7 protein-coding genes are annotated in these 13,792 nt (G+C 44.1%); all 7 read left to right on the top strand.

Translation table 11 applies throughout. The features are described 5' to 3' along the window. Positions 1-138: 138 nt before the first annotated feature. Positions 139-1,068, top strand: a complete 930-nt coding sequence (gene hemC, locus L1D21_RS00480; RefSeq protein WP_239843255.1) for a hydroxymethylbilane synthase — start codon at positions 139-141, stop codon at positions 1,066-1,068. Positions 1,069-1,073: 5 nt separating this feature from the next. Next, entirely contained in the window at positions 1,074-1,805 is a 732-nt protein-coding gene (locus L1D21_RS00475; RefSeq protein ID WP_239843254.1) for a uroporphyrinogen-III synthase, read from the top strand. Positions 1,806-1,859: 54 nt separating this feature from the next. Beyond that, positions 1,860-2,999 carry a uroporphyrinogen-III C-methyltransferase gene (locus L1D21_RS00470; RefSeq protein ID WP_239843252.1) on the top strand — a complete coding sequence of 380 codons (1,140 nt, stop codon included), beginning with the start codon at positions 1,860-1,862 and terminating at the stop codon, positions 2,997-2,999. Further along, positions 2,996-4,162 carry a heme biosynthesis HemY N-terminal domain-containing protein gene (locus tag L1D21_RS00465; protein WP_239843251.1) on the top strand — a complete coding sequence of 389 codons (1,167 nt, stop codon included), beginning with the start codon at positions 2,996-2,998 and terminating at the stop codon, positions 4,160-4,162. The genes L1D21_RS00470 and L1D21_RS00465 overlap by 4 nt, the downstream gene beginning before the upstream one ends. A gap of 307 nt (positions 4,163-4,469) precedes the next feature. After that, on the top strand, positions 4,470-9,962 hold the full coding sequence (locus tag L1D21_RS00460; RefSeq protein WP_239843250.1) for a retention module-containing protein: 5,493 nt from the start codon (positions 4,470-4,472) through the stop codon (positions 9,960-9,962). Positions 9,963-10,229: 267 nt separating this feature from the next. Beyond that, positions 10,230-12,407 (top strand): type I secretion system permease/ATPase, encoded by a 2,178-nt coding sequence (locus tag L1D21_RS00455; RefSeq protein ID WP_239843249.1) that lies wholly within the window; start codon positions 10,230-10,232, stop codon positions 12,405-12,407. After that, the gene (locus L1D21_RS00450; RefSeq protein WP_239843248.1) at positions 12,404-13,786 is read left to right on the top strand and encodes an HlyD family type I secretion periplasmic adaptor subunit; all 1,383 of its coding nucleotides are present in this window, start codon (positions 12,404-12,406) and stop codon (positions 13,784-13,786) included. The genes L1D21_RS00455 and L1D21_RS00450 overlap by 4 nt, the downstream gene beginning before the upstream one ends. Positions 13,787-13,792: the final 6 nt, after the last annotated feature.

Genomic DNA, 13,792 nt, shown 5'->3' with positions numbered 1-13,792 from the left:
GATGTAGATCACACTTTTTAATGAGTAATGACGCTGTGATAAATGGGTACACTTCAAAGAATCGGAAGCGCTTTCTTACATAAGATGAAAACCAATGTTAGCATTAGCGCAACTATGGCCTCTGATGGAATATCGAGCATGTCTCAAAACGTCATTCGTATCGCAACACGTAAAAGTCCACTCGCAATGTGGCAAGCTGAATTTGTTAAAGCTGAACTAGAAAATGCCCATCCAGGATTAGTCGTCGAATTGCTACCTATGAGCACGAAAGGCGATGTCATCTTAGACACGCCATTAGCTAAAGTCGGCGGTAAAGGTTTGTTTGTTAAAGAGCTTGAAGTTGCCATGCTTGAAAACCAAGCAGACATCGCAGTGCATTCAATGAAAGATGTTCCAGTAGATTTTCCTGAAGGTTTAGGCCTGCAAGTGATCTGTGAGCGTGAAGACCCTCGCGATGCATTTGTCTCTAACACCTACAAAACTATCGACGAACTTCCTCATGGTGCGATTGTAGGAACCTCAAGTTTACGTCGCCAATGCCAAATCCGTGCGGCTCGTCCTGACTTAGAAATTCGCGATCTTCGCGGCAACGTCGGCACACGTTTAGGTAAACTCGATGCCGGAATCTACGATGCCATTATTCTTGCAGCTGCAGGTCTAAAACGCCTTAAGCTTGAAGAGCGTATCGCCAGCTTTATTTCAGCCGAAGACTCTTTACCAGCCAATGGTCAAGGTGCTGTAGGTATTGAATGTCGTACCGATGATGAGCGTGTTAAAACATTATTGGCTCCACTTGAGCATACTGAAACACGTTATCGCGTGATCGCCGAGCGCGCCATGAATACTCGCCTCGAAGGCGGTTGTCAGGTGCCAATTGGTGCTTATGCTGAAATCACAGGTGACACCCTGACACTTCGCGGTCTAGTGGGTAACCCAGATGGTAGCCAAATTATCGAAGGCACCACTACTGGTGCAAAAACGGATGCCGAAGCCTTAGGAATTGCCTTAGCCGAAGAGTTATTGTCTAAAGGCGCTAAGGAAATCTTAGATGCAGTTTACGCTAAGTAAATAGCATGAAAGTGTTACTGACGCGTCCTCAAGGACGCAATCAGTCAATGATCGAAGCACTGAGCGAACGGCAAATTCCTTTTGTTGTTTCGCCTTTGCTCGAAGTTGTCGCCACCGACGACATCAAGAACCCTGCTGCAATCGCCGCATTTAATCACGCCGATATGGTTATCTTCATCAGCACCAACGCCGTTGAATATGCCGCTAAAGCACTCAATAATCAATTTCCGCACTCTGTCAGTTATTTCGCTGTAGGTAAAGCAACCTTTGAGGCACTAGCATCTCTAGGGGTTAAAGCGACTGAAGCTCCGCAAGATTGTCAACAAACTGAAGGCTTGTTAACCTTAAGCGAATTACAACGACTCGATGGAAAACAGATCACCATAGTTCGAGGTGTTGGCGGCAGAGAAGCATTAGCAGATCAGCTTCAAACCCGTGGAGCAAATGTCAGTTATTGGCAAGTGTATCAGCGTGCAGCCCCCACAATAGATCCTCTACTACCACAAAGCTGGCAACAGCAAGATATTGATACTATTGTGGTGACCAGTGGTGAAATTCTCTCCAACCTAGTTACACTTGTGCCTAAAGAACTATTTGATTGGCTGCTCGCTTGTCATATTATAGTGCCTAGCGAACGTGTATATAATCAGGCTCAACAAGCAGGATTTACACGAATCACCAATGCACAAGCGGCAAATAGCCATGCTGTATTATCAGCTTTGGGCTTAGCTAACTAAATCAGCTAACCTGCTGCACAAATATATCGTCTTTCATCTTCAAGGATCTGTTGAATGGACAAGAATACGCAACAAAGCAACGCCGTCACGCCTGCGCCAGACAAAACTCAGGCCGAAGATGCGACCTTTGCAGACACTTCGCCCTCTTCTCCTTCAACCGAATATCCCAACGACAAAACTATTTCAAAAGGGGTTACGTGGGGATTTTTGTTTAACTTGGTGTTTATCCTACTATTACTGTTCGCCACTTCCGCAGGTGGATTCTACCTGTACCAAGAACTTACCATTCAAAAGCAAAAATCGGCGCAACTCGCAGCACAAGTTCAACAGGGGTTAGACGATCCTCTCACGCGTATTACTCATTTAGAACAGCAACAACGTAATAGCGAACGCGATGTCAGTAATAAATTCTCTCAATTGAGCGGTGCACAAAACCAGCTACAAGATCAAATAGATAAACTCGCACAACAAAATCCTAATCATTGGATGGCAGAAGAAGCCAAGTATCTAGTCAGAATGGCTGGCAGCAAATTGTGGCTAGAGAAGGATCCTCAAACCGCACTGTCATTGCTACAAACTGCGGACGACCGGATCGAAACCATGAAAGATCCGTCATTAACGCCATTGCGTAAGGCCATCGCAGAAGATATGGCAACCGTCGCAGCCGTTAAAACAACCGATGTCGCCGGAACAGTGTTAAGACTAGATAGCATGATAGATAATATTAACAAGCTGAAATTAAACCGTGCTCAGGCAGAAATTAAGCCCACAGAAGATACAGTAATGACCGACTCGCTTGAGGATTGGCAAACTAATTTAGCGAAATCATGGCAAGCCTTAGTCGAGCAATTTGTGGTTATCCGTAAACGCACAACCGATCATGCGCCGCTACTGGCACCTGATCAACAGTGGTATCTGGTCGAAAATATAAGAAATAAGCTGTTGCAGGCTCAACTAGCCTTGTTCCGTCAAGATCAGGTCAATTATCGCAATTCCATCAGCCTGGCACGCAAGTGGATTTATCAATATTTCGACCTTAAAGATAACAAGACAGAACAAACCTTATCGGCACTGGATGCCTTAATCACCTTAGAGTTACAGTCACCCAATATTAGTCAATTTGCCTCGACTCCTCTCTTACAACAGCTGGTAACTCACGGCAGTTTAGTCACTGAAAGAGGGGCGAGACAATGATAAAACTACTGATATATCTTGCGATAATTCTTATTGGGTTAATCATTAGTCCTTATTTGTCTGGATTTAACGGTTATCTCTATTTAGCCATCGGTGATTATGAACTAGAAACCAGCCTGATCTTCGCCGTATTTGCTGCCATCTTATTTTATGCAGTACTTGTTTGCATCGAATCGATTATCGTTTGGATGCTAAATATCATTTTAAATAGTCGCTTATTACCTGAGAAATGGCGTCGTAAAAAAGCCCGAAAGCACACCTTACAAGGTGCACTGGCATTGGCAGAGGAAGATTGGGCTGGCGCAGAACAAGCTATGGCTAGAGGTGCTGATAAAGGTGAAATTCCTGCACTTAATTTGTTAGCCGCAGCGAGAGCCGCACAACATCAAAACAATAATCAGGCTCGGGACAACTATTTACTAGAAGCGGAAAAAGATCCCCAGGCGAGTAAAGCGGTTCAAACTACACGTTTACGCTATTTACTTCAGCAAGGTGAACTAGATCAAGCCAGAGCCATATTGGATAAATTAAATCCAACGAGTAAGAGTAAGCATCCTGTGTTATTACTCGCTTTAGAGCTTTATCAAGTTCAACAAGATTGGAATGCACTCAAGCTGATTTTACCCATCATTAAAAAGAGAAACCTACTTTCACAAGAAGAATTTGAGCAACTCAATACACAAACTAACCTAGCATTATTATCATCTGCAGCAGGTAAAAATGAGCAAGAACTGGAGAAAGCCTGGCATTGGTTAAGTAGATCTGAAAGAAAGCAAGCTTGCTTTATCGCCCAGTACGCGCTAGGGATCGCGCAATTTGACCGTAAAAAAGAAGCAATAAAGACCCTACTTAAGTCATTGAAAAGTGAGCCGAATAAAGAGGTATTAAAGGCTATTGTTAACCTATTAACTCCTGCAGATCTCGATGCCAGAAAGCAGATATTTGAACTGGAAAAACAATACGCTGAAAATCCTGACTATCAAGCCTGTATCGCCAGCCTATATGATCAAAGTAAAGAGTTCCGAGAGTCACAAAAATGGTGGCGAAAAGCCTGTGATCTTGCGCCTTCAAAACACTATTGGCTAGCACTAGCGGAAGCACAAGAACACCTCGGAGAACAGAATGCTGCTTTATACAGTTACCGTCAGGCGGCATTTTTTTGACGCTTTTTTTATAACGTTTTGGAATATGGAGCCATAATAATCAGCGAATATTGCTTAAGACTTTACTTATTTACCAAGCCGAGTAAAACTATCTCTTCAAAAACAACACGTTAACAAAAAGTTATAAACAACTATTTGATTGCTTATTTTTTGTACGATTTAACAGCCTATTGACACTATTTCAAAGCCATCCACAATTACATAGATAAATTTTAAACAACATATTACTAGTTAGAGTTATGCATCACTTATGATGCGGTTTTTGTCTGCTCTAATTTATTATTCTGTGGTATTGCGAGAAATCATTATGGGCGCATCAATTACAACTCAAGACGCAGTCGTTATTAACCTTGTTGGCCAACTAAAAGTTAAAGATGAGCAAGGTAATATCAGAAATGTCACTATCGGCGATATCATTCACGCTGGTGAACAACTCATATTTACTCCAAAAGTGCAGTTTAACTTGGAATATGAAGACGGCTCCTCAGCGACTCAAGCGAGTTTATCGCCGTCTGAAATAGAACAGCATGCCGCAAATGGTAATGGTGATATGCCATCGATGCCAACTCCTGAAAGTGCTGCAACACCACAAGCCGAAGTCGATGCCGAAATCGCAGCACTACAAGCACAAATTCTTGCCGGTGAAGATCCGACTGAAGGCCTACCAGAAACCGCCGCAGGCATTGGCCTTGCAAACCAAGGAGACTCCTATTTTGTCGCTCTTGGTCGTGTAGGTGATGAAACCTTAGCAGGCTCAGGTTGGGATACATCTGGTGTTAGCCCGCTTGCAGCGGCCACTCCAGACACTACTTTACCTGTTGAACCTTTACCCGTATTTGCAGCGCCCAGCGTATCGTCAGCCAGTTTCTCAATATTCGAGGCCAACCTGCCTCAGGGTAGTGATCCATCTGCACTACTAACGCAACTAGCCTCAAACATTCAAGCCAATGCCGAAGCAGGAATTGCAACTCTGACCATTAATGGCACAGATATCATCTCCAATGGCCAGTTCAATGGCCCTATCGTTGTTAACACACCAAATGGCGTGTTAACTATTAATGGTTTTGATAGTACAACGGGTCAATTTATTTATGACTATGCCTTAGGATCGAGTGTCGATCATAGTGCCAATGATCAGCTGCAATTAGTATTTAATATTGAACTAACCGACAACGAAGGTAATACTGCTTCAGGCTCAATTACCGTTAACATTATTGATGATCAACCTACAGGCGTAGCCGATGCCAATAGCCTAGGTGAAGATCAAACAGCACAAGTTGCAGGAAACCTATTAGATAATGACACGTTAGGCGCCGATAATGCGTCAATTGCAAGTGTCACTAACAACCAAGGTGATGCATCAACCATCAACGGTACAACAAGCATACAAGGTGAATTCGGCGTACTTACCTTAACCAGCGATGGAAATTATACCTATCAGCTAAATAGTACCTCAACTGCCGTACAAGCTCTTGCTGAAGGCGATCAGATTACCGAAACCTTCAACTACCTTCTTACCGATACAGATGGTGATTCTGTTTTAGTACCATTAACAATCACTATCACAGGCTCAAATGATGCACCGGTTATTACGCCTCCAACTAGCGGTGAACCTACTGATGGCTATGATGCTGGTACAGTTATCGAAGCCGGTAATTTAGATGATGGCACCCTAGTTCCCGGCACTCCTCAAATTAGTGGAACGCTTGTAGCAACTGATATTGATACCGCTGCTGCGCTGACTTGGAGTGTCAATGGTGCAAGTAATTTTGGTAGTTTCTCTATCGATCCAGCGACTGGCGAGTGGACTTATAACTTAGATAACAGCTTGGCCGATAGCTTGGCTGAAGGCACTTCTGTTACCGAAACCTTCTTAGTCACCGTCTCCGATGAGTTTGGTGCTACAGATACCCGTGAGGTAGTGATCACCATTGAAGGCACTAACGACAGCCCAATTATCACCTCATCTCAAGCAGACGCCACGGGCGCAGTTACCGAATATCAAGAAGATAGTGATACTCAATCGGGCCCACAAACAGCAAGCGGCACATTAACTGCAACCGATGTCGATACGGGTGCTGTACTGACTTGGAGTGGCGATGCTGAGGGTACCTACGGCGACTTCGCTATCGATCCCACAACTGGTGAGTGGACTTACAACCTTGATAATGCCGCCAGCAACAGTCTGGCTGAGGGCGAACAGGTCGTAGAACAATTCCTAGTCACGGTCACCGACGAGTTTGGTGCTATCGACACCCAGATGGTCACTATCACCATCACTGGTACCAATGATGGTCCAGTGATCACTCCGCCACCTGGAGATACACCTACCGATGGTTATGATGCCGGTACCGTTGTCGAGGCAGGTAATTTAGATGATGGTACTGTAGTTCAGGGTACACCTCAGGTCAGCGGTACACTTGCAGCCACTGATATAGATAATGGTGCAGTACTCACCTGGAGCGGTAATGCTGCGGGTATTTATGGTAGCTTCTCTATCGATCCAGCGACTGGCGAGTGGACTTATAACTTAGATAACAGCTTGGCCGATAGCTTAGCCGAAGGTACTTCTGTCACAGAAACCTTCTTAGTCACCGTCACCGATGAGTTTGGTGGCACTGATACCCGTGAAGTCATTATCACCATTGAAGGCACCAACGACAGCCCAATTATCACCTCATCTCAAGCAGACGCCACGGGCGCAGTAACTGAATACCAAGAAGACAGTGAGATTCAATCGGGCCCACAAACCACAGGCGGCACTTTAACTGCTGGAGATGTTGATACCGGTGCAATACTGACTTGGAGTGGCGATGCTGAGGGTACCTACGGCGACTTCGCTATCGACCCTTCCACAGGTGAGTGGACTTACAACCTTGATAATGCCGCCAGCAACAGTCTGGCTGAGGGCGAACAGGTCGTAGAACAATTCTTGGTTACCGTTACTGATGAATTTGGTGCTACCGATACCCAAATGGTCACGGTAACCATTACGGGTACTAACGATGCTCCAGTGATCACTCCACCACCAGGAGATACACCTACCGATGGTTATGATGCCGGTACCGTTGTCGAGGCCGGTAATTTAGATGACGGTACAGTCGTTCCAGGGACACCGCAGGTCAGCGGCACACTGGCAGCCACCGATGTCGATAACGGCGCAGTACTGACTTGGAGTGGCGATGATGAGGGTACCTACGGCGGCTTCGCTATCGACCCCACCACAGGTGGGTGGACCTACGACTTAAATAATGGCACTGCGGACTCCCTCGCTGAAGGTCAATCGGCCACCGAGAAGTTTGTYGTCACYGTYACCGATGAATTCGGCGCCACCGACACCATTGTTGTCACCATTAATATTCAAGGCACCAACGACAGCCCTATTATCTCGCTGGAAAATGGCGACAGTAACTCAGGCAATGTCGTTGAAGCGGGTAACCTAGATGACGGCACAGTGGTTCCTGGCACGCCTCAGGTCAGTGGCACGCTCACCGTCAGCGATGTTGATACCATCATCGCCAACAACCCAGTTTGGTCATTCGCCGACGACCTAAGCAATACCACGAATTACGGTAGCTTCGATATTGACCCTGCAACAGGCGCGTGGACCTACGACTTAAATAATGGCACTGCGGACTCCCTCGCTGAAGGTCAATCGGCCACCGAGAAGTTTGTCGTCACCGTCACCGATGAATTCGGCGCCACCGACACCATTGTTGTCACCATTAATATTCAAGGCACCAACGACAGCCCTATTATCTCGCTGGAAAATGGCGATAGTGCTTCGGGTTCAGTGACAGAAGACATTGATGTTAACGATGGTAAAATTAGTGATAGTGGTACGTTGACCGTCAATGATGTCGATAATATAGTCAACAATCAACCAACACTCAGTGCTGCACACGATGGCAACGATATAACTTGGCATCAGAGTGATAACACGGATGTTGTAGTTGATGGTTTCAGTGACTTAGCTACCACCTTGAAAGCTGGTTTCAGTGTCGATAATAATGGTAATTGGCTATACGAAATTGACAATGACTTAATTCAATTTTTGGATGTTAACGAAACCATCACGCTAAGTTTTGATGTGACTGTCACTGATGAATTTGGTGCCACCGATACAGAAACCGTTACCATAACAATCAATGGTCAAGAAGACCTTATTCAAGGTGAATTCTCTAAAGAAATTTGGGTTCCTGCAGATCCTGCTCAATTAGCCGATCCATATGCTCTGGGTTACCCACTTAATATCCCTATTCCTATTGATGTGGATGCCACTGATGAGATGACCATTACAGCATTAATCCTTGAAAATACAAATGCTGCTAGCTCTCCCAATGACGTTGAGCTCGGTCAAATTTGGTATATGCCAGATGGTAGTAACAGTGCATTAGAATATGACTTTTTTAACCCAGTTGAGCTTTCTGCTTCAGAGTTAAGTACCTTGGTTTATGTACCGGGTGATAATACCGATGCTATTGATCAAGTGGATGTATCATTGACCTTTACCATTAACTCTGGCGGTCAATCAGTTGATGGAGTGTTTATTATTCATAGCGTTCCAGCAAACAGTTCTGACATTAACACCGTAATTATTGGAGGAGGAAAGTCGCCACTAACGTCTGGCAATGATCAAGATGCTCTTCTCACGGTTAGTGATACTCTTGCTGAAGCTATAAACACTAACGCCTCAGCTGGAACACTTGATATTTTCACCGACTTTCAAGAAACACCTTTTGATAAACCAATTCCTATCGATGAAAGAGAAGATGCTATCGCAGATTATTACGACACAGTTAATCCAACCGTTGGCGATAGACGAGAAACAGAGGTATCTGTATCACTTACTATCAATGGCATAATTTTTATCGTTCTTGCTGCAGATAATGGTGTCGATGATTGGCACTACGATAGTGATTCTGAATTAATGAAAGCCAGTATTGACTACAGTAATATCTGGAGTGCAGATCCGAATGATTCCTCGGTGATAGATCCTAATAACCCAATTAATTTAGCCCAATATCTAAGCGATCATTCTGTTGATGCTGGCGATCAATGGACTATCACTTACTATGATAATAATGGTGGTAACTGGCAGGCACGCTTTGTTCAAGCCGAATTCACCCACGAACTCTTGCCAGATAATGCCATTACAGTTACGGGAACAGATGACATCAACAACCTAATATTTGGTACCACAGAGGGAGACTCTCTTACGGGTGCTAACTTAAATGATGACATCTATGGTCGTGAAGGCGACGATATGATTTTCGGCCTTGATGGTGATGATGTACTACTTGGCGGCTCAGGTAATGACACTATCGATGGCGGTGCCGGAAACGATACCATTCTTGGCGGAATCGGAGACGACACAATTGATGGTGGCACAGGGAATGATATCCTATACGGTGGCCAAGGTTCTGATTTGATAGACGCTGGTATCGATAACGATGCTGACACCATAGTATGGGAAGCGGGTTCAGCTGATGGCAGCACTGATCTCGTTTATAACTTCGAAGATGGCGTTGATTCACTTAATATCTCTGAAATCTTAACCGGAGTAGGTGCAGGCAGTACTGACGCGACAACGCTAGATGCTTACCTTGACTTCGAATTCACAGATTATGATAACGATGGCAACACAGACACAGTAATCACCATACATGCGAATGGTGGCTTGGAAGAGTCTCTAACTATCGTTTTAAGTGATGTTGACTTATCAGGCCAGGGGAGTGATAGCACTGTAATTCAACATCTGCTTGATAATCATACCCTGATAACAGAGAACATTCCCTAGACTATTGAACGCCTATTTTGGTTGTTCATGACAAAGAGCTAAGCACATTAAACATGCTTAGCTCTTTTAATTATCGATTTGAAATTTATATCTCAATTTATGGCTACTAATTCGCGCTAATCAAGTATCATAAACATTAAATTAACAACTAATGATTAATTTGAATAAACTATTGTGTTATAAATACTTTTGGTAAGTTTCTGTATTACTTCTATACTTTAATTCAAACTAATAATTTTAATAAAATCTTAAGGATAAGTTTTTAAGATGCAATCAACAGCGTCTCCAAAAACTGAACAGTGGACCGTTTCAGCCTCACAAAAAGTGACTGTTGATCCATTATTAGACAGTTTAATTTTACTCACCGAATATTTCGGTTCTCCCTGCTCAAGCGAATCATTAGCCGCAGGTTTACCACTGGCTGGTAATATTTTAACGCCTGAATTATTACCTCAAGCGGCAGGCAGAGCCGGACTCACTGCAAAACTTATTCGCAAAGGTTTAGACCAAGTCTCACCGATTTTTTTACCTTGTATCTTATTACTTAAAGATCAGAAAGCCTGCTTGTTACGAGAAATTGATTTCGATAAACAACATGCCATCATCCAACTGCCTGAAACAGGTGGCGAACAAAAACTGTCTCTTGAAGAACTCGAAGCGATGTATGTTGGCTATCTCTTCATGGTCAAACAGCAATATCGTGGTGATGTTGGCTCAAATCTTCACCTGCACGAAAGTAAAACTCATTGGTTATTACAAACCCTGAAAGACTCCGCCCCCATTTATCGTGATGCGCTAATCGCTTCTGTATTAGTCAACATTTTTGCACTGGTTTCCCCCCTGTTTATCATGAATGTTTATGACAAAGTGGTGCCTAATCTCGCGTTCGAATCTTTGTGGGTTTTAGCTATTGGTGCAGGTATCGCCTATATTTTTGACCTTATCATGCGCCAACTAAGGGCTTACTTAATCGATGTCGCAGGCAAAAAAGTCGATATTATTGTCTCCTCCAAGCTATTTGCTAAAGTCATTGGCGTCCCGCTGGAAAAGCGTTCTTCTAGTATTGGAGGTATGGCGAGACAGATGGGAGAGTTTGACAATATTCGAGAGCTCCTAACATCAGCAACTATTACCACTTTGGTTGATCTGCCCTTTGCCGTATTTTTCTTAATTATCATTTATATCGTATCGGGTGATTTAGCAGTTATTCCACTGCTCGGTGGCCTCATCATTCTTGCCTATACGCTTATCATGCAACCGAGGCTCAAGGCTGCGATAGAAGAAAGCAGTAAGTTTGCCAGTGTAAAGCATGGTCACTTAATTGAATCTCTCGCTGCATTAGAGTCTATTAAATCCAGCGGTGCCGAAGGTTTGGTACAAAAAAGTTGGCAGCAAATGATTGGTCATACTGCGAACTGGCAGCTTAAAGCCAAAAAAATATCAACTTCAGTTACCAATTTAGCCAATTTTACAGTACAGCTTACCGTTGTCTGCGTAGTGATTCTTGGGGTATACCGAGTATCAGATAATGCGATATCAATGGGGGGTATCATCGCCGCGGTAATCTTGTCTAGCCGAGCAATATCGCCTATGGCACAACTTGCCGGATTGATGACCCGCGGTAATCACACTGCCAGTGCCCTGCGTCAATTGAATCAAATAATGGAGCAAGAAAGCGAGTTTGAGAATAAGGGACACTTGGTTAGTAAACAACGCCTTCAAGGCCAGATAAATGCCGATCACATCAGCTTCAACTACCCTGGTTCTGAACGCCCAGTACTCCACCCAATGTCATTATCCATTGATCCGGGTGAACGAGTAGCCATTATCGGTCGTAATGGTTCAGGAAAAAGCACCCTAGCTAAACTGCTTGTCGGTTTATATCAACCCTCTAAGGGCAGTCTAAGATATGACGGCTTAGATTCAGCACAAATTCATCCGACCGATCTACGTCGTAACTTCGGTTATTTGCCTCAAGATATCACCCTGTTTCACGGCACCATTCGTGACAACATATTATTTGGTACTCGACAAGTGACTGAGCATCAACTCATCCGCGCCGTTCAGCTTTCAGGGGTTAACCAGTTTACCGATATCGAAACAGAAGGCTTAGATCAACAGGTAGGTGAAGGGGGGCAGGCGCTATCTCGTGGGCAGAGACAAACCATTGCTCTAGCCAGAGCAACCCTGAACGATCCTCCAGTATTATTGATGGATGAACCTACCGCGAGTTTAGATGCCCGAGCGGAAAAGCAATTTGTCCGAGCTATGGGTAATGTCGCTAAAGAGCGCACATTGCTGCTGATTACTCACAAAATGCATCTACTTAACCTCGTCGATCGCATCATAGTACTCGATAGAGGTCACCTGGTTGCCGACGGTCCAAAAGAAACCGTACTCAACCAACTTGCCAATGGATTGATCTCCGGAGGGCCAAAGCAATGAGTAAACATATCACCAGTCAAGATTTAGAGATGGTCGATGATGTTTATGGTGCCATGCTCACTGATGCTCCAACCAGTCATCGATTGATCATTTGGTCACTTACCGCATTTGCTGTGTGCTTTCTGATATGGGCAGGTTTCTCAAAATTGGATCAAGTGACGACAGGCACTGGTAAGGTGATCCCTTCTTCTCAAATTCAAGTTATTCAGAGTTTAGATGGTGGGATCATGAAAGAATTATATGTCCAAGAAGGGATGACGGTTACTAAAGGACAACCTTTGGTGCGTATCGATGATACCCGCTTTAAATCTGATTTTGCCCAGCAAGAACAGGAAGTCTATAGCTTACAAGCCAACGTTTTGCGTCTACGCACTGAACTTAACAGTATTACTATTTCTACCGTTGCCACCGACTGGCGTCAACAAGTACAAATTGTTAAACGTCCACTGCAGTTTAGCCAATCATTAATCGACAACGAACCCGACCTAGTTCGTAGACAGAATGAGGAATATGAAGGGCGGCTAGATAATCTCAGCAACCAGCTTGAAATTCTTGCACGACAAATTCAGCAGAAACAGCAAGAAACTCAAGAACTCGCATCTAAAATCGACACTTTAACCACTAGTTTTCGTCTAGCCAGTAGAGAGTTAGATCTGACGAAACCTTTAGCAGATAAAGGGGTAGTACCCGAAGTTGAGCTGCTAAAACTCGAACGTATGGTGAATGACATTCAAGGTGAATTATCGTCATTACGCCTACTACGCCCTAAATTAAAAGCCTCACAAGATGAAGCTATTTTAAAGCGCCGCGAAGCCTTGTTAGTATTTGCTGCCGATACTCGTAAGCAACTCAATGAGATGCAAACCCGTTTATCTCGAATTAATGAAGCTCAAGTCGGAGCTAGAGATAAAGTCAGTAAAGCTGAGATTGTGTCACCGGTTAATGGCACCATTAAAACAGTTCATATAAACACCTTGGGCGGTGTGGTTCAGCCTGGGATAGATATTATCGAAATCGTCCCATCGGAAGACCAACTCCTCATCGAAACCAAAATTCTGCCAAAAGATATCGCATTTTTACATCCTGGCTTACCCGCCGTTGTCAAAGTGACGGCCTATGACTTTACCCGTTATGGCGGTCTAAACGGCGTTGTAGAGCACATTAGTGCCGATACAACACAGGACGAAGAGGGAAACAGTTTCTATCTTGTAAGGGTTAGAACTGAACTATCAAGTTTGACCAAAAACGATGGAACTTTAATGCCCATTATTCCAGGGATGCTAACGTCCGTGGATGTAATTACTGGGCAAAGATCCGTTTTAGAGTACATACTTAATCCAATTTTGAGGGCAAGAGATACTGCCCTACGTGAACATTAAGTTCAC

The organism is Shewanella sp. Isolate11, from assembly GCF_022398315.1.
Lineage (GTDB): Bacteria > Pseudomonadota > Gammaproteobacteria > Enterobacterales > Shewanellaceae > Shewanella.
The sequence above is the reverse complement of the archived record's forward strand: the minus strand, read 5'-3'. Positions and strand labels throughout refer to the sequence as shown.

Bases quoted from the DNA above. Each gene is read 5' to 3' on its own strand.
- hemC (WP_239843255.1), top strand. From the start codon at position 139: ATGTCTCAAAACGTCATTCGTATCGCAACACGTAAAAGTCCACTCGCA.
- L1D21_RS00475 (WP_239843254.1), top strand. From the start codon at position 1,074: ATGAAAGTGTTACTGACGCGTCCTCAAGGACGCAATCAGTCAATGATC.
- L1D21_RS00470 (WP_239843252.1), top strand. From the start codon at position 1,860: ATGGACAAGAATACGCAACAAAGCAACGCCGTCACGCCTGCGCCAGAC.
- L1D21_RS00465 (WP_239843251.1), top strand. From the start codon at position 2,996: ATGATAAAACTACTGATATATCTTGCGATAATTCTTATTGGGTTAATC.
- L1D21_RS00455 (WP_239843249.1), top strand. From the start codon at position 10,230: ATGCAATCAACAGCGTCTCCAAAAACTGAACAGTGGACCGTTTCAGCC.
- L1D21_RS00450 (WP_239843248.1), top strand. From the start codon at position 12,404: ATGAGTAAACATATCACCAGTCAAGATTTAGAGATGGTCGATGATGTT.